Genomic DNA, 16,947 nt, shown 5'->3' with positions numbered 1-16,947 from the left:
AACTTGAAGGCATAGTCTCTGCAACGTTGCTTTCACCTTCAGGGTCTCAAGACCCGGGAGGGCTGACCCCACCCCGGCAGCGCTGCCGGAGTGCCCGAGGAGTACACGTGACCAGCACAGCGCAGGCGCCGAAGCCAGGAGCCGGTACGGCTCATCCCGATCATCTCGGGCATGTCATCTTCATCGCGGCGGCGGCCGCCATGGGCGGGTTCCTCTTCGGCTACGACAGCTCCGTGATCAACGGTGCCGTCGAGGCCATCCGGGACCGCTACGACATCGGTCCGGCCGCGCTGGCCCAGGTCATCGCCATCGCGCTGATCGGCTGTGCCGTCGGCGCCGCCACGGCGGGCCGCATCGCCGACCGGATCGGGCGCATCCGCTGCATGCAGATCGCCGCCGTCCTGTTCACCATCAGCGCCGTCGGCTCGGCCCTGCCGTTCGCCCTGTGGGACCTGGCGCTGTGGCGCATCATCGGCGGCTTCGCCATCGGCATGGCCTCCGTGATCGGCCCCGCCTACATCGCCGAGGTCGCCCCGCCCGCCTACCGGGGCCGGCTCGGCTCCTTCCAGCAGGCCGCGATCGTCGTCGGCATCGCCATCTCGCAGCTGGTCAACTGGGGCCTGCTCAACGCCGCGGGCGGCGACCAGCGGGGCAAGCTGATGGGCCTGGAGGCCTGGCAGGTCATGCTCGGCGTGATGGTCGTCCCGGCCGTCCTGTACGGCCTGCTCTCCTTCGCCATCCCCGAGTCCCCGCGCTTCCTGCTCTCCGTCGGCCGCCGTGAGAAGGCCCGTGCGATCCTCGCCGAGGTCGAGGGCGAGAAGACCGACCTCGACGCCCGGGTGGCCGAGATCGAGAACGCCATGCGGCGCGAGCACAAGTCCACCTTCAAGGACCTGCTCGGCGGCGGCTTCTTCTTCAAGCCGATCGTCTGGATCGGTATCGGCCTGTCGGTCTTCCAGCAGTTCGTCGGCATCAACGTCGCGTTCTACTACTCCTCGACGCTGTGGCAGTCGGTCGGTGTCGACCCCACGCAGTCGTTCTTCTACTCCTTCACGACGTCGATCATCAACATCATCGGCACCGTGATCGCGATGATCTTCGTGGACCGCATCGGCCGCAAGCCGCTCGCCCTCATCGGCTCGGCCGGCATGGTCGTCGGTCTCGCCCTGGAGGCGTGGGCGTTCTCGTACCACCTGGTGGACGGCAAGCTGCCCGCCACCCAGGGCTGGGTGGCCCTGGTCGCCGCCCACGTGTTCGTCCTCTTCTTCGCCCTGTCCTGGGGTGTGGTCGTGTGGGTCTTCCTGGGCGAGATGTTCCCGAACCGGATCCGTGCCGCCGCCCTGGGCGTGGCCGCCTCCGCGCAGTGGATCGCCAACTGGGCCATCACGGCGAGCTTCCCGTCGCTGGCCGACTGGAACCTGTCCGGCACCTACGTGATCTACACGGTCTTCGCCGCCCTCTCCATCCCGTTCGTCCTGAAGTTCGTCAAGGAGACGAAGGGCAAGGCACTGGAGGAGATGGGCTGAGCCTCGCAAGAGGCCCACGAACCCGAGGAGAAGGGCCAAAGTCCCCGCTGCCCCTCTCCTCGAACCGTCCGCCGCCCCCGCCCGGCCACCGCCGAGCGGGGGCGGCGGTTTTTCCGTCCGGGCGGGTGGGCGGAGTCGTTCCGGCCGCGGCCCTACGGCCGTGCGCGGTCTCCGGTCCGCAGCGGCGCGGTCTCCGTCCAGGAACTCGGCCGGCGGCGGTCATCACGTCCGGGCGGGTGGCGGAGTCGTTCCGGCCGCAGCCCTACAGCCGTGCGCGGTCGCCGGTCCGACAGCAGCGCGGCCCCTGCTCAGGGACTCGGCCGGCGCCCCGGCGTCCACCTGCGTCCTAGTCGCCGCCGCGCACCTGGGACAGGACGCGTGGCCCCCGGCGGCCGTACGGCGTGCGCCCCCCGCAGCCCCGGACGCCAGGACCGCGGACCGGCCGGGTCGGTGTGGTCCTCCGCGTCGTGGTCCCGCGGCCACACCGGTGCGGGAGGGCAGAACGAAACCCCCTCCGCTGCCCAGCAGCGAAGGGGGTGGGGGAGAGGGGCCGGCCGGCGGGCGGCGCCCCCGCGCGGCTCGGGTCAGAGCGCGAGCGACTCCTGCCGCTCGGCGGACCGCGCGCCCGCCGTGCCCGGCGTCACGACCGCCGGCTTGGGCAGCACCAGGTACAGCAGACCGGAGATCACGATCGTGGCGACCCAGCCGAGGCCGTACTCGCCGATGACGTTGTTGTGGGCGAGCGGGCCGGTGAACCAGTCGGACGTGGTGAACATCAGACCGGCGGCCAGGCCGATCGCCCAGGCGGCCACCGCGGCGGGCGAGAAGCCGCCCTTGTACCAGTAGGCACTGGTCCGCGTCGTGTCGGCCATGGCGGCGCCGTCGTACTCGGTGCGCCGCAGCATGTCGGCGCCGAAGACACCGACCCAGGCGGAGAAGGCCACCGCGAGCAGCGACAGGAAGGCGATGAAGGAACCCATGAAGCTGGTCGCCACCAGCATCAGCACCCCGCCGAAGGCCAGCGAGATCACCGCGTTGACCGAGACCGCCCAGTGCCGCGGCACCTTGAAGCCGAGGGTCTGCGCGGTGAAGCCCGCCGAGTACATCGACATCGAGTTGATCAGCAGCATGCCGATCAGCGCGATGAGCAGGTACGGCACCGCGATCCAGGTCGGCAGGATCTCGCCGAGGAAGGAGACCGGGTCGGAGGCCGAGGCCAGGTCGGGCGTGGAGACCGCCATCACGGCGCCCATCAGCACCATCGGCAGGACGACGATGCCCGCGCCGCCGACCGAGGTGCCCACGATCGCCCTGGACGAGGCGGTGCGCGGCAGGTAGCGAGTGAAGTCCGGCGCGGTCGGGATCCAGCTGACGCCGCCCGCCGCGATCATGCCGATGCCGGTGATCACCGCGGCGGTGGAGCCCGCGGAGTGCGCGAACACCTTCGACCAGTCGGTGTCGACGATCAGGTAGACCAGCACCAGGACGGAGAAGAGGCCGAAGAGGTAGGTCGCGTACTTGTTGCACTTCTGGACGGCGTTGATGCCGAGACCGGAGATCGCGAACGTGGCGACGACGAAGATCAGCAGCATCACCAGGTCGAGCACGCTGTTCGCCTTCAACCCGAAGACGATGTCCAGCACGCTGAGCATGGCGTAGGCGCCGGTCACCGCGTTGATCGTCTCCCAGCCCCAGCGGGCGACCCAGATCAGCGAACCGGGCAGCAGGTTGCCGCGCTGGCCGAAGACCGCGCGGGACAGCGCCATGCCGGGCGCGCCGCCGCGCTTGCCCGCGATACCGATGAGGCCGACCAGGCCGTACGACACCACGGGCGCGGCGGCGGCGCAGACGAGCGCCTGCCAGAAGTTGAGGTGGTACGCCACGACGAGGCTCGCGCCCATGGTGAGCAGCAGCACGCTGATGTTGGCGCCGACCCAGGTGGGGAACAGTTCGCGGGTCCGTGCGGTGCGCTCATGGTCGGGCACCTGTTCGATGCCGCGGGTCTCCAGGGCGCCTTCGCCCTCGGCGGTCTTGCTCATGAAGAAGGGTCCGTGCCTCGTTCGTGGGGGTGGGTGCGGCTCGCGGGGGGAGCGGCGGGTGCCGTCGGGGGGCGGCGATGTCGGGACTCTACGCGTGTTGACCCGCCCACCACCATCGTACTTTGATACTACTCGCGTCTTTAGGTGGCGTTTGTCTCTTGGGTGAAGCCACAAGCCGCCGCCGGCCGGGGCCCATGGCTGATACTGGACGCGTTATGGAAACCATCATCCTTGCTGTAGTCATCGCCGTGGTGGTGCTCGGCGCGCTCGGCGGGCTCGTCGTCGGCAGCCGGCGGAGGAAGCCGCTGCCCCCGCCACCGCCCAGCCCGCCCGACATCACCGCCGCCCCTCCGGCCGAACCGCACGTCGGCGACGAGGCCGAGACGCCGCGCGAGGAGCCGCGGCGGACGATCGAGGAGGTGGACCTTCCGGGCGGCTCGGCCCCCACCGCCGTGGAGGAGCCGCCCGTCGTCGAGGAACTCCCGGTCCCCGCGATCGAGGTCCCCGAACCCACCGCCGGCCGCCTGGTCCGGCTGCGCGCCCGTCTCTCCCGGTCGCAGAACGCCCTGGGCAAGGGCCTGCTCACCCTGCTGTCCCGCGAGCACCTCGACGAGGACACCTGGGAGGAGATCGAGGACACCCTGCTGACCGCCGACGTCGGCGTGCAGCCCACCCAGGAACTGGTCGACCGGCTGCGCGAACGCGTCCGCGTGCTCGGCACCCGCACCCCCGAGGAGCTGCGCGCCCTGCTGCGCGAGGAGCTGCTCACCCTGGTCGGCCCCGACCTGGACCGTACGGTGAAGACCGAGCCCGCCACCGGCAGGCCCGGCATCGTGATGGTCGTCGGCGTCAACGGCACCGGCAAGACCACCACCACCGGCAAGCTCGCCCGTGTCCTGGTCGCCGACGGCCGCAGCGTCGTCCTCGGCGCCGCCGACACCTTCCGCGCCGCCGCCGCGGACCAGCTCCAGACCTGGGGCGAGCGGGTCGGCGCCCACACCGTGCGCGGTCCGGAGGGCGGCGACCCCGCCTCCGTCGCCTTCGACGCGGTGAAGGAGGGCAAGGAGATGGGCTCCGACGTGGTGCTCATCGACACCGCCGGCCGGCTGCACACCAAGACCGGGCTCATGGACGAGCTGGGCAAGGTCAAGCGCGTCGTCGAGAAGCAGGCCCCGCTGGACGAGATCCTCCTCGTGCTCGACGCCACCACGGGACAGAACGGCCTGGTCCAGGCCCGGGTCTTCGCCGAGGTCGTGGACATCAGCGGCATCGTGCTGACCAAGCTCGACGGCACCGCCAAGGGCGGCATCGTGGTCGCGGTCCAGCGTGAGCTGGGCGTTCCGGTCAAGCTGATCGGCCTCGGTGAGGGCGCGGACGACCTGGCGCCCTTCGAGCCGGAGGCGTTCGTCGACGCCCTGATCGGCGACTGACGGCCGGCTCGACCGCGGGCCGCCCGCCGGCCCGTGCCCGTACCGACAGCGGCGCCCGCCCCCGGAATCCGGTGGGGACGGGCGCCGCTGTCGTGTGCGGCGCGGACCGACCGGTTCTCGCGCGGCGCGCGGAGGGCGACCGCCGCGCCCTCACGGGGCGAGCAGTCCGGCCGCCGCCTCACAGCGCGAGCAGTCCGGCCGTCTCCGCCTCACAGCGCGAGCAGTCCGGCCGCCGCCTCACAGCGCGAGCAGTCCGGCCGTCTCCGCCTCACGCGCGAGCAGTCCGGCCGCCGCCTCACAGGGCGAGCAGTCCGGCCGCCGTCTCCCGGAAACCGCACGCGTCGATGTAGAAGGGGCGCAGGCCGGCCTCGTAGTCGACGTGCAGCCAGGCGCACCCGGCGGCGCGCGCCTGCCGGGCCGCCGTCGCGACCAGCTCGGCCCCGACCCCGTGCGACCGGTGGTCGGGGGCCACCACCGTGTCCAGCAGGAAGGCGTGGACCCCGCCGTCCCAGGCGACGTTGACGAAGCCGACCAGGCGGCCGTCCCGGCGGGCGCAGACCCAGCCGAGGCTGTGCCGCAGCAGCCGCTCCCGCCACTCGCCCCGGCCGGCCGGATACCCGAAACCCCCGGCGTGCAGCGCGTCCAGCGCGGCGTCCTCGACCTCGCCCCGCCACTCGTAGGTGATCGTCATCCGGCGATCGTACGGGGCCGGCCCGTCACCCGGCCGGAGGAACGGTTCTGCGCGGGTGCCCCGCCGGGCCGGGCGCAACGGACCGCACCGGCACCCGGGAGCCCTACCCCCGGGACCGGTGCGCCACGTACGCCAGCGTGCCCAGCAGCAGGCGGGCCTCCGGGGGGTCGGCCGAGTCGAGCGCGGGGGAGCGGAGCCAGCGCGCCGGGCCCCGGCCGCCCCGGTCGGAGGGCGGGGCCGTGAGGTACGTACCCGGGCCGAGTCCGCGCAGGTCGAGGGAGGCGGGGTCGTCCCAGCCCATGCGGTAGAGCAGTGCGGGCAGCTCGGCGGCGGCGCCGGGGACGACGAAGAAGTGGACGCGGCCGTCCGGGGCCGCGGTCACCGGGCCGAGGGGCAGCCCCATGCGCTCCATCCGGGCCAGGGCGCTGCGCCCGGCGGGCTCGGCGACCTCGATCGCGTCGAACGCGCGCCCGACCGCCAGCATCACCGAGGCCCCCGGCAGCTCGGCCCACGCCCGGCTCACCTCGTCCAGCGTGGCACCCGCCGGGATGCCGGGCGCGAAGTCCAGCGGGTGCGCGCCCGGGGCCGGGCAGTCGGTGCGCCCGCAGGAGCACGCGCCGCCCACGGCCCGCGCGCCGCGCACCACGTCCCAGCCCCACAGTCCCGTGTACTCGGCCACCGCGGTGCACTCCGACGAGCGGTACGACCGGCCGCGCCGCCGTGCGCCGGAGCGGATCTCGCGAATGCCGCCGATCGTGAACCCCATGCCCCCTCCAACGGATCCGTCCCCCCGATGGTTACGAGGTGGAAGCGGAACGTGACGCTCTGTTCCCGCGGTCTCCCGGGCGCCGTCCGGTGCGGGCGGCGCCCGGAAGTGACGTGGGTGGTGCGGGGGACGACACGCGCCTGCTGATGCACCGCTCCGCCAGGTCGCGGTTGTCCTATGTCAAGTGAATCGCGCCAACGCCACCCAGAGTTCATTCGTTGGGGTGGCGAATGGTGGCGTTTCTGAAATCGCCATGGCTGGGCCCGTGATCGTAGGATTACTGTGAGTGTGCGAACCCTGGGGGCACATGCGCTCGTGGGTATGCCGGAGGCAAGTCGGCAGTCCGTTCGAAGGGTGGCGACCGCCGGACGGAGGGCGGTGCCGACCGGCATTCTGATAGGGCTTGGCGCACTCGGCGACAAGTGGTCTCAGGAATGGGGGCGTTCCAGTGAGCGGCAACGGCGGTGGCGGGACGAGCGCGGCGGGTGCGGACAAGCGCCAGAACGAGCTGCTCGCCTCCTGGTTCGTGCGCAGCGGCTGGTCCAAGGGGGAGCTGGCCCGCCAGGTCAACCGCCGGGCCCGCCAGCTGGGGGCGAACCACATCTCCACCGACACCTCGCGGGTGCGCCGCTGGCTGGACGGGGAGAACCCGCGCGAGCCGATCCCGCGGATCCTGTCCGAGCTGTTCTCCGAGCGTTTCGGCTGCGTCGTCTCCGTGGAGGACCTCGGGCTGCGCACGGCCCGCCAGACGCCGTCCGCGACCGGCGTCGACCTGCCCTGGACGGGCCCCCAGACCGTCGCCCTGCTCAGCGAGTTCTCCCGCAGCGATCTGATGCTGGCCCGGCGCGGCTTCCTCGGCAGCTCCCTGGTGCTGTCCGCCGGCCCCTCCCTCGTCGAACCCCTCCAGCGCTGGCTGGTCCCCTCGCCCCCGGCCCCGCTCGCGCCCCCGGAGCCGGCCGCCGCGACCCGCCGCCCCGGCCGCCTCTCCCGCCCCGAACTGGAGCTGCTGGAGAGCACCACGGTGATGTTCCGCAAGTGGGACGCCCAGTGCGGCGGCGGACTGCGCCGCAAGGCCGTCGTCGGCCAGCTGCACGAGGTGACCGACCTCCTCCAGGAGCCCCAGTCGGAGGGCACCACCCGGCGCCTGTTCAAGGTCGCCGCGGAACTGGCCGAACTGGCCGGCTGGATGAGCTACGACGTCGGGCTCCAGCCCACCGCCCAGAAGTACTTCGTGCTCGCCCTGCACGCCGCCAAGGAGGCCGGCGACAAACCGCTCGGCTCCTACGTGCTGTCCAGCATGAGCCGCCAGATGATCCACCTGGGCCGCCCCGACGACGCCCTGGAGCTGATCCACCTCGCGCAGTACGGCAGCCGCGACTGCGCCAGTCCGCGCACCCAGTCCATGCTGTATGCGATGGAGGCCCGCGCCTACGCCAACATGGGCCAGCCAGGCAAGTGCAAGCGGGCGGTGCGGATGGCCGAGGACGCCTTCACCGACGTCGACGACTGGGACGAGCCCGACCCCGACTGGATCCGCTTCTTCTCCGAGGCCGAGCTGTACGGCGAGAACTCCCACTCCTTCCGTGACCTCGCCTACGTCGCGGGCCGCAGCCCCGCCTACGCGTCGCTGGCCGAGCCGCTGATGGAGAAGGCCGTGCAGCTCTTCGCCGAGGACGCCGAACACCAGCGCTCCTACGCGCTGAACCTGATCGGCATGGCCACCGTCCACCTCCTGCGACGCGAGCCCGAGCAGAGCACGCGCTACGCCGCGCACGCCATGGAGGTGGCCAAGAAGGTCCGTTCCGAGCGCGTGAACACCCGTATCCGCAAGACCGTCGACAACGCCGTACGCGACTACGGGGACCTCGGTGAGGTCATCGACCTGACCGAGCAGCTCGCCGCCGAACTCCCCGAGACCGCCCAGGCGGTCTGACCCGGGCCTCCGGGCAGGCCCCCAGAACCCCGGCCGCGGCCGGCCCTCCCGAACCGCCCGACCCGGCTCCCCCGTGCCAGGTCACCGGAAGGCCGTCGCGGCCGGTTCGCCGTCCGCCCGCAATTCACCGACGCGTAACACTCCAGGCGTCTTCGTCACCCCGGCGAAACAACGAGGGGCGTCCACGGAAACCGCGCTGCGCGAATCTCGTCGCGCAGAACCGGCCCACCCCTCATCCCCCGGTATCGCCGCCGGGGCCGCCAGGCTTCGCCCGCACGGGGCCGTACCAACCGACGAGGAGACGCCGATGGCACCAGCCATCATGCTTGCGGCGGACGCACCGAAGCTGTCGTCCGCCAACACAGGCTTCATGCTCATCTGTTCCGCCCTGGTGATGCTCATGACCCCGGGCCTGGCCTTCTTCTACGGAGGCATGGTCCGCGTCAAGAGCACCCTGAACATGCTGATGATGAGCTTCATCAGCCTCGGGATCATCACCCTGCTGTGGGTGCTCTACGGCTTCTCGGTCGCCTTCGGCACCGACAAGGGCTCGCTCGTCGGCTGGACGTCCGGCTTCGCCGGGTTCTCCGGGATCGGCAAGGCCGACCTGTGGCCCGGCTACACCATCCCGGTCTTCGTCTTCGCCGTCTTCCAGCTGATGTTCGCGATCATCACCCCGGCACTGATCAGCGGTGCGCTGGCGGACCGGGTGAAGTTCACCGCCTGGTCGCTGTTCGTGGTGCTGTGGGCGACGATCGTCTACTTCCCGGTCGCGCACTGGGTCTGGGGCAGCGGCGGCTGGGCCTTCGACCTCGGCGTGATCGACTTCGCCGGCGGCACCGCGGTGCACATCAACGCGGGTGCGGCGGCGCTCGGCGTGATCCTCGTCATCGGCAGGCGGTCCGGTTTCAAGAAGGACCCGATGCGCCCGCACAGCCTCCCCCTGGTCATGCTCGGCGCGGGACTGCTGTGGTTCGGCTGGTTCGGCTTCAACGCCGGCTCCTGGCTCGGCAACGACGACGGCGTCGGCCCGCTGATGTTCGTCAACACGCAGATCGCCACCGCCGCCGCCATGCTCGCCTGGCTCGGCTACGAGAAGATCCGGCACGGCGCGTGCACCACACTGGGCGCCGCCTCCGGCGCGGTCGCCGGCCTGGTCGCCATCACCCCGTCCGGCGGCGCGGTCTCGCCGCTCGGCGCCATCGCGGTCGGCGCCGTCGCCGGTGTCCTGTGCGCCATGGCGGTCGGCCTGAAGTACCGGTTCGGCTACGACGACTCCCTGGACGTCGTCGGCGTCCACATGGTCGGCGGCATCATCGGCTCCCTGCTGGTCGGCCTCTTCGCCAGCGGCACCGGCCAGTCCGACGTCAAGGGCCTCTTCTACGGCGGCGGCCTGGACCAGTTCTGGAAGCAGTGCGCCGGGGTCTTCGCCGTCCTCGCCTACTCCCTGGTCGCCTCCGCCGTCCTCGCCTTCCTCATCGACAGGACGATCGGGATGCGGGTCACCGAGGACGAGGAGGTGTCCGGCATCGACCAGGCCGAGCACGCCGAGACGGCCTACGACTTCAGCGGCGCGGGCGGCGGTGTCGCGGGCACCGTCTCCGCCCTGGCCGCCGCCGCGGCGGGCCGGCAGAACAGGCCTGACCCGCGGAGCGAGCAGGACCCGCAGAGCACGCCGAGCAAGAAGGTGGACGCATGAAGATCATCACCGCCGTCGTGAAGCCCCACCGGCTCGACGAGATCAAGGAGGCCCTGCAGGCCTTCGGCGTCCACGGGCTCACCGTCACCGAGGCCAGCGGCTACGGCCGCCAGCGCGGACACACCGAGGTCTACCGCGGTGCCGAGTACACCGTCGACCTGGTGCCCAAGATCCGCATCGAGGTGCTGGCCGAGGACGACGACGCCGAAGAGCTGATCGAGGTCGTCGTCAAGGCGGCCCGCACGGGCAAGATCGGGGACGGGAAGGTCTGGTCCCTGCCCGTCGACACGGCGGTCCGGGTCCGCACCGGCGAGCGCGGCCCCGACGCGCTCTGACGGCTTCGGCGAACGATCGAGGACAGGAGTCACCGGGTGACGGGCAAGAGCGAGAGCGGCCAGGGCGACGAGACCGGCCGGAGCGACGAGACGAGCCCTGCGCGACCCGGCGGCTACGCGGCGGCCCGGCTGCGCCTCCTCACCGAGGACGCGCGGTCCGGGCCGCCGCGCCGCGCCGCCCTCGCGCGGCTCACCGACGACTGGCTCGCGCGGCTGTTCACCACGGCCGCCGCCGACACCGAGGCACCGACCGGCGTCTCCCTCGTCGCCGTCGGCGGCTACGGCCGCGGCGAGCTGTCCCCGCGCAGCGACCTCGACCTGCTCCTGCTGCACGACGACGGCGACCCGTCCGCCGTCGCCGCCCTGGCCGACCGCCTCTGGTACCCCGTGTGGGACCTCGGCCTCGACCTCGACCACTCGGTACGCACACCGGCCCAGGCACGCGGAGCGGCCGGCGGCGACCTCAGAGTCCAGCTCGGCCTGCTCGACGCCCGGCACCTGGCCGGCGATCCCGCCCTCACCGCCGGCCTGCGCACGGCGGTCCTCACCGACTGGCGCAACCAGGCCGCCCGCCGCCTCCCCGAACTCCGCGAACTGTGCGCCGAGCGCGCCGAACGCCAGGGCGAACTCCAGTACCTGCTGGAACCCGACCTCAAGGAGGCCCGCGGCGGCCTGCGCGACGCCACCGCCCTGCGCGCCGTGGCCGCCTCCTGGCTGGCCGACGCCCCCCGCGAAGGCCTCGCCGAGGCGCGCCGCCGGCTGCTCGACGTACGCGACGCCCTGCACCTGGCGACCGGCCGCGCCGGCGACCGGCTCGCCTTGCAGGAGCAGGACCAGGTCGCCGCCGAGCTGGGCGTGCTCGACGCCGACACCCTGCTGCGCCAGGTGTACGAGGCGGCGCGCGTCATCTCGTACGCGAGCGATGTCACCTGGCGCGAAGTGGGGCGCGTGCTCAAGGCCCGCGCCGTACGGCCCCGGCTGCGCGCCCTGCTGGGCGGTGGCAGACAGGGCGCCGAGCGGACCCCGCTCGCCGAAGGGGTGGTGGAACAGGAGGGCGAAGCGGTGCTCGCCCGCGCCGCGCGCCCCGAACGCGACCCCGTCCTCCCCCTGCGTGCCGCGGCCGCCGCCGCACAGGCCGGTCTCCCGCTCTCCCTGCACGCCGTACGCCACCTGGCCGCCACCGCGCGCCCCCTGCCCACACCGTGGCCCGCCGAGGCCCGCGAACAACTCGTCACCCTCCTCGGCTCCGGCCGGCCCGCCGTGCAGGTCTGGGAAGCCCTGGAGGCGGAAGGGCTGGTCACCCGGCTGCTGCCCGACTGGGAACGGGTGCGCTGCCGCCCGCAGCGCAACGCCGTCCACGTCTGGACCGTCGACCGCCACCTCATCGAGACGGCCGTCCGCGCCTCCGCGCTCACCCGCCGCGTCGGCCGCCCCGACCTGCTCCTGGTCGCCGCGCTGCTGCACGACATCGGCAAGGGCTGGCCCGGCGACCACTCGGCCGCCGGCGCGACCATCGCCGCGGACGTCGCCGCGCGCATCGGCTTCGGCCCCGCCGACGCCGCCGTCCTCGCCACCCTCGTACGCCACCACCTGCTGCTCGTCGAGACCGCCACCCGGCGCGACCTCGACGACCCGGCCACCGTCCGCGCGGTCGCCGACGCGGTGGGCAGCCGCGGCACCCTGGAGCTGCTGCACGCGCTGACCGAGGCGGACGCGCTGGCCACCGGCCCGGCCGCCTGGTCCTCCTGGCGGGGCTCCCTCGTCGCCGACCTGGTCCGCCGGGTCGCCGCGGTCCTCGCCGGGGACCTGCCCGACGGCCCCGGACCCGCCGCCGACCCCACCGCCGAGCAGGAACGCCTCGCCGTCGAGGCGCACCGCACGGACGGCCCGGTCCTGGCGCTGCGCACGCAGGGCGGCCCGCCCGCCGAGGAGCCCTCCGGCCCGGCCGAACCCCAGGGCGTGGAACTGCTCATCGCCGTCCCCGACCAGCCCGGCGTCCTGCCCGCCGTCGCAGGGGTCCTCGCCGTCCACCGCCTCACCGTCCGCACCGCCGAACTGCGGACCGTGGACCTGCCCGACGGCTTCGGCGAACGTACCGTCCTGCTGCTGAACTGGCGGGTCGCCGCCGAGTACGGGTCGCTGCCCCAGGCCGCCCGGCTGCGCGCCGACCTCGTCCGGGCGCTGGACGGCTCCCTGGACATCGCCTCCCGGCTCGCCGAACGCGACGCCGCCCACCCGCGCCGCCGGGGCGTGGTGGCACCCCCGCCGCGCGTGACCCTCGCCCCGGCCGCCTCCCGGCACGCCACCGTGATCGAGGTCCGCGCCCAGGACGCGCCGGGCCTGCTGTTCCGCATCGGCCGCGCCCTGGAGGAGGCGAAGGTACGGGTGCGCAGCGCCCACGTCAGCACGCTCGGCGCCAACGCGGTGGACGCCTTCTACGCCACGGGCCCGGCGGGCGAGCCGCTGCCGCAGGAGGAGGCGCTCACCGTGGCGCGGCGGCTGGAGGAGACGCTGCGGGCCCGACCGTGACCCGGTTCTGCCCGGCCGGGATACCCTGGAGGGCGATTCCTTAAGCCATCCCCGACCCCGAGGACCGCGAGCGCCGTGTTCGACACTCTCTCCGATCGCCTGTCAGCGACTTTCAAGAACCTGCGCGGCAAGGGACGGCTCTCCGAGGCGGACATCGACGCCACCGCGCGCGAGATCCGCATCGCCCTCCTCGAAGCGGACGTGGCCCTCCCGGTCGTCCGGACGTTCATCAAGAACGTCAAGGAGCGGGCCCTGGGCGCCGAGGTCTCCCGGGCCCTGAACCCGGCCCAGCAGGTCCTGAAGATCGTCAACGACGAGCTGGTCACGATCCTCGGCGGTGAGACCCGCCGCCTCCGCTTCGCCAAGCAGCCGCCCACGGTGATCATGCTGGCCGGTCTGCAGGGTGCCGGCAAGACCACCCTGGCCGGAAAGCTCGGCAAGTGGCTCAAGGAGCAGGGGCACTCGCCGCTGCTGGTCGCCTGTGACCTCCAGCGGCCGAACGCCGTCAACCAGCTGAGCGTCGTCGCCGAGCGCGCCGGCGTCGCCGTCTACGCCCCGGAGCCGGGCAACGGCGTGGGCGATCCGGTCAAGGTCGCCGAGGACTCCATCGACTTCGCCAAGGCCAAGGTCCACGACATCGTCGTCGTGGACACCGCCGGCCGCCTGGGCATCGACCAGGAGATGATGCAGCAGGCCGCGGACATCCGCGACGCGGTCCGGCCGGACGAGATCCTCTTCGTCGTCGACGCGATGATCGGTCAGGACGCGGTGAACACCGCGGAGGCCTTCCGCGACGGCGTCGGCTTCGACGGTGTCGTGCTCTCCAAGCTCGACGGCGACGCCCGCGGCGGTGCCGCCCTGTCGATCCGGCAGATCACCGGCAAGCCGATCATGTTCGCGTCCAACGGGGAGAAGCTCGACGACTTCGACGCCTTCCACCCGGACCGGATGGCCTCCCGCATCCTCGACATGGGTGACCTGCTCACCCTGATCGAGCAGGCGGAGAAGACGTTCAGCCAGGAAGAGGCCGAGAAGATGGCCTCCAAGCTGGCGTCCAAGAAGGGCCAGGACTTCACCCTGGACGACTTCCTGTCCCAGATGGAGCAGGTCAGGAAGATGGGCAGCATCAGCAAGCTGCTCGGGATGCTGCCCGGCATGGGGCAGATCAAGGACCAGATCAACAACCTCGACGAGCGGGACGTCGACCGCACCGCCGCGATCATCAAGTCGATGACCCCGGGAGAGCGCCAGGACCCGACGATCATCAACGGCTCGCGCCGCGCCCGTATCGCCAAGGGCTCCGGTGTCGAGGTCAGCGCCGTGAAGAACCTGGTGGAGCGGTTCTTCGAGGCCCGCAAGATGATGTCCCGCATGGCCCAGGGCGGCGGCATGCCCGGCATGCCGGGGATCCCGGGCATGGGCGGCGGCCCGGGCCGCAGCAAGAAGCAGCCGAAGAAGGCCAAGGGCAAGCAGCGCTCGGGCAACCCGATGAAGCGCAAGCAGCAGGAGCAGGAGGAGGCCGCGCGCCGCGCCGCGGCCGCCCAGGGCGGCGCCCTCGGCCTGCCGCAGCAGGGCGCCCAGGACTTCGAGCTGCCCGACGAGTTCAAGAAGTTCATGGGCTGACGGCCACCGCGGCCGTCGCAGGACACCGAGGGCGCCCCCGGCCTCCCGGGGGGCGCCCTCAGCGCGTGCCGGGGCCCGCCGAGTGCCGTAACGTCCAGATATGAGCAATGCCGCGCCACCACGCAAGGCCCCTGACCAGCCGTGGCGCACCGAGGGCACCCCGGACGAGCCGCCCCGGCGGCCCGGCGGCAGACGGACGCGCGGCCGGTGGTGGGGCCTGCTCGTCACCGCGGTGATCGTCTTCCTGCTGGCCTACGGCGGGCTGAGCTACTACAGCACCGGCAACGAGCCGACCATCTCGTACACCGAGTTCAGCAGGCAGGTCGACGCGGGCAACGTCAGCAAGATCTACTCCAAGGGCGACGCCATCCAGGGGCAGCTCAAGAGCGCCCGGGCCAGGCCGAGCGGCCACGGCACGTACACCAAGTTCAGGACCCAGCGCCCCGCCTTCGCCGACGACCGGCTCTGGCAGAGTCTGAGCGGCCACCACGTGACGGTGACCGCGCAGCCCGTCGTCCAGGAGCGCGGCTTCCTGTCGAACCTGCTGCTGTCGCTGGCCCCGATCGTGGTCATCGCCGCGCTGTGGGTCTTCTTCGCCCGGCGGATCGGCTCCGGCCTCGGCGGACCCGGCGGCCTGCTGGGCCGCAAGACACCGCCGCGGCCGGTCGAGCTGCAGCCCGGCACCCAGCGCACCACGTTCGCCGACGTGGCCGGCATCGACGAGGTCAAGGGCGAACTGGACGACGTCGTCGACTTCCTCAAACACCCCGACGACTACCGCCGCATGGGCGCCAAGATGCCCCGCGGTGTGCTGCTCACCGGGCCGCCGGGCACCGGCAAGACGCTGCTCGCGCGGGCCGTCGCCGGTGAGGCGGGCGTGCCGTTCTTCTCCGCGTCCGCGTCCGAGTTCATCGAGATGATCGTCGGTGTCGGGGCGTCACGGGTGCGCGAACTGTTCGCCGAGGCGCGCAAGGTGGCGCCCTCGATCGTCTTCATCGACGAGATCGACACCATCGGCCGGGCGCGCGGCGGCGGCGCGTCGATGGGCGGGCACGACGAGCGCGAACAGACCCTGAACCAGATCCTGACCGAGATGGACGGTTTCTCCGGCTCCGAGGGCGTGATCGTGCTGGCCGCGACCAACCGCGCCGACGTCCTGGACCCCGCGCTCACCCGGCCCGGCCGGTTCGACCGGGTGGTGAGCGTCGCGCCGCCCGACCGCGGCGGCCGCGAGGCCATCTTGCGCATCCACACCCGTGAGATCCCGCTCGCGCCGGCCGTGGACCTGGCCCGGGTGGCCCGTACGACCCCGGGCATGACCGGTGCGGAACTGGCCAACCTCGCCAACGAGGCCGCCCTGCTCGCGGTCAAGCGGCGCCAGCGCGAGGTGACGCAGGCCGACTTCTCCGAGGCGCTGGAGAAGGTCCAGCTCGGCGCCGAACGCGCCCTGGTGATGCCCGAGGAGGAGCGCCGGCGCACCGCCTACCACGAGAGCGGCCACGCCCTGCTCGGCATGCTCCAGCCCGGCGCCGACCCGGTCCGCAAGATCACCATCGTCCCGCGCGGCAGGGCGCTCGGCGTGACCCTGTCCACGCCGGAGTCGGACAAGTACGCGTACACGGAGGAGTACCTGCGCGGCCGGATCATCGGCGCGCTCGGCGGCATGGCGGCCGAGCACGTCGTCTACGACGTCATCACGACCGGTTCGGAGAGCGACCTGGAACAGGTCACCAACATCGCGCGCGGGATGGTGGCCCGCTGGGGGATGAGCGAGCACCTGGGCCGCCTGTCCGCCCTGCCCAACGACGCCCAGCAGGCCTACGGGCTCTCCGCCGCGCCGCAGACCCTGGACGCCATCGACACCGAGATGCGGCGCATCGTCGACGAGTGCTACGAGGAGGCGTGCCGCAAACTGCGCGAACACCGGCCGCAACTGGACGCGCTGGCCGACGCCCTGCTGGAGAACGAGACGCTGGAGGAGGCCGACGCCTACCGGGTCGCCGGCATCACCCGCCTGAAGAAGGACCTGGAGGCGGAGGCGGAGTGAGGCGGGGCTACGGCGTCCGGGCGATCAGGTAGCGGAAGACGTTGGGCAGCCACACCGTCCCGTCGCGCCGCTGGTGGGCGTGCAGGGCCTCGGTCAGCTCCTTGTCGACCTGGTCGGGTCCGGCGGCCTCGACGGCCGCGTCGAACAGGCCCGTGGAGAGCATGCCGCGTACCGCGCTGTCCAGGTCCGCATACCCGAACGGGCAGGCGACGCGTCCGGAGCCGTCCGGGCGCAGTCCGGCGCGGCGCGCGACGTCCTCCAGGCGGACCGCGGCGGTGCCCGCGGAACCGGTCGCCACGGCGGCGCCTCGGAATCCGACCGGGCGCGTC

The 16,947-nt window shown here is 72.6% G+C and carries 11 protein-coding genes and 1 pseudogene; 8 read left to right on the top strand and 4 right to left on the bottom strand.

Going from position 1 to position 16,947, the window contains the following annotated elements; all coding sequences use genetic code 11:
• The first annotated feature begins 107 nt into the window (after window positions 1-107).
• Complete coding sequence (locus ABZ719_RS33555) at window positions 108-1,526, top strand: sugar porter family MFS transporter (protein WP_366728945.1); 1,419 nt, start codon at window positions 108-110, stop codon at window positions 1,524-1,526.
• 584 nt (window positions 1,527-2,110) lie between these two features.
• Here the strand turns inward: ABZ719_RS33555 and ABZ719_RS33550 are convergent.
• Window positions 2,111-3,565 carry a cytosine permease gene (locus ABZ719_RS33550; RefSeq protein WP_366728944.1) on the bottom strand — a complete coding sequence of 485 codons (1,455 nt, stop codon included), beginning with the start codon at window positions 3,563-3,565 and terminating at the stop codon, window positions 2,111-2,113.
• Between the two features lie 215 nt (window positions 3,566-3,780).
• On the opposite strand from ABZ719_RS33550, the gene ftsY reads away from it, so the two are divergent.
• Complete coding sequence (ftsY, locus tag ABZ719_RS33545; protein WP_366728943.1) at window positions 3,781-4,995, top strand: signal recognition particle-docking protein FtsY; 1,215 nt, start codon at window positions 3,781-3,783, stop codon at window positions 4,993-4,995.
• A 295-nt stretch (window positions 4,996-5,290) separates the two neighbouring features.
• On the opposite strand, the gene ABZ719_RS33540 is transcribed toward ftsY, so the two are convergent.
• Together ABZ719_RS33540 and ABZ719_RS33535 are read right to left on the bottom strand one after the other, a co-directional pair.
• Window positions 5,291-5,686, bottom strand: a complete 396-nt coding sequence (locus ABZ719_RS33540) for a GNAT family N-acetyltransferase (RefSeq protein WP_366728942.1) — start codon at window positions 5,684-5,686, stop codon at window positions 5,291-5,293.
• A 103-nt stretch (window positions 5,687-5,789) separates the two neighbouring features.
• Window positions 5,790-6,452, bottom strand: a complete 663-nt coding sequence (locus tag ABZ719_RS33535) for a bifunctional DNA primase/polymerase (protein ID WP_366728941.1) — start codon at window positions 6,450-6,452, stop codon at window positions 5,790-5,792.
• 448 nt (window positions 6,453-6,900) lie between these two features.
• Between ABZ719_RS33535 and ABZ719_RS33530 the strand changes: the two genes are divergently transcribed.
• The 6 genes from ABZ719_RS33530 (at window position 6,901) to ftsH (ending at window position 16,618) form a co-directional block, all read left to right on the top strand.
• A complete protein-coding gene (locus ABZ719_RS33530; RefSeq protein ID WP_366728940.1) occupies window positions 6,901-8,385 on the top strand; it encodes a hypothetical protein in 1,485 nt (494 codons plus the stop codon).
• 307 nt (window positions 8,386-8,692) lie between these two features.
• Complete coding sequence (locus tag ABZ719_RS33525; protein ID WP_366728939.1) at window positions 8,693-10,084, top strand: ammonium transporter; 1,392 nt, start codon at window positions 8,693-8,695, stop codon at window positions 10,082-10,084.
• Window positions 10,081-10,419: a P-II family nitrogen regulator gene (locus ABZ719_RS33520; protein ID WP_037862164.1), complete on the top strand. Its 339-nt coding sequence runs from the start codon at window positions 10,081-10,083 to the stop codon at window positions 10,417-10,419. Before ABZ719_RS33525 ends, ABZ719_RS33520 begins: the two co-directional genes overlap by 4 nt.
• 36 nt (window positions 10,420-10,455) lie before the next feature.
• Window positions 10,456-12,948 carry a [protein-PII] uridylyltransferase gene (locus ABZ719_RS33515; RefSeq protein ID WP_366728938.1) on the top strand — a complete coding sequence of 831 codons (2,493 nt, stop codon included), beginning with the start codon at window positions 10,456-10,458 and terminating at the stop codon, window positions 12,946-12,948.
• Window positions 12,949-13,023: 75 nt separating this feature from the next.
• Window positions 13,024-14,571 (top strand): signal recognition particle protein, encoded by a 1,548-nt coding sequence (gene ffh / locus ABZ719_RS33510; RefSeq protein WP_366728937.1) that lies wholly within the window; start codon window positions 13,024-13,026, stop codon window positions 14,569-14,571.
• A gap of 100 nt (window positions 14,572-14,671) precedes the next feature.
• Window positions 14,672-16,618 carry an ATP-dependent zinc metalloprotease FtsH gene (gene ftsH, locus ABZ719_RS33505; protein WP_366728936.1) on the top strand — a complete coding sequence of 649 codons (1,947 nt, stop codon included), beginning with the start codon at window positions 14,672-14,674 and terminating at the stop codon, window positions 16,616-16,618.
• 7 nt (window positions 16,619-16,625) lie between these two features.
• Here the strand turns inward: ftsH and ABZ719_RS33500 are convergent.
• A pseudogene (locus tag ABZ719_RS33500) lies at window positions 16,626-16,947 on the bottom strand (SAM-dependent methyltransferase); the annotation flags it as partial.

Origin of the sequence: Streptomyces sp. NPDC006743 (assembly GCF_040703815.1) — a bacterium.
GTDB lineage: Bacteria > Actinomycetota > Actinomycetes > Streptomycetales > Streptomycetaceae > Streptomyces.
Note: the sequence above shows the minus strand (reverse complement) of the source record. Positions and strands in the feature narration are given on the sequence as shown.

Excerpts from the sequence above, each read along its gene's own strand:
- ABZ719_RS33550 (WP_366728944.1), bottom strand. The coding sequence starts at position 3,565 with ATGAGCAAGACCGCCGAGGGCGAAGGCGCCCTGGAGACCCGCGGCATC.
- ftsH (WP_366728936.1), top strand. The coding sequence starts at position 14,672 with ATGAGCAATGCCGCGCCACCACGCAAGGCCCCTGACCAGCCGTGGCGC.
- ABZ719_RS33535 (WP_366728941.1), bottom strand. The coding sequence starts at position 6,452 with ATGGGGTTCACGATCGGCGGCATTCGCGAGATCCGCTCCGGCGCACGG.
- ABZ719_RS33525 (WP_366728939.1), top strand. The coding sequence starts at position 8,693 with ATGGCACCAGCCATCATGCTTGCGGCGGACGCACCGAAGCTGTCGTCC.
- ftsY (WP_366728943.1), top strand. The coding sequence starts at position 3,781 with ATGGAAACCATCATCCTTGCTGTAGTCATCGCCGTGGTGGTGCTCGGC.
- ABZ719_RS33520 (WP_037862164.1), top strand. The coding sequence starts at position 10,081 with ATGAAGATCATCACCGCCGTCGTGAAGCCCCACCGGCTCGACGAGATC.
- ABZ719_RS33540 (WP_366728942.1), bottom strand. The coding sequence starts at position 5,686 with ATGACGATCACCTACGAGTGGCGGGGCGAGGTCGAGGACGCCGCGCTG.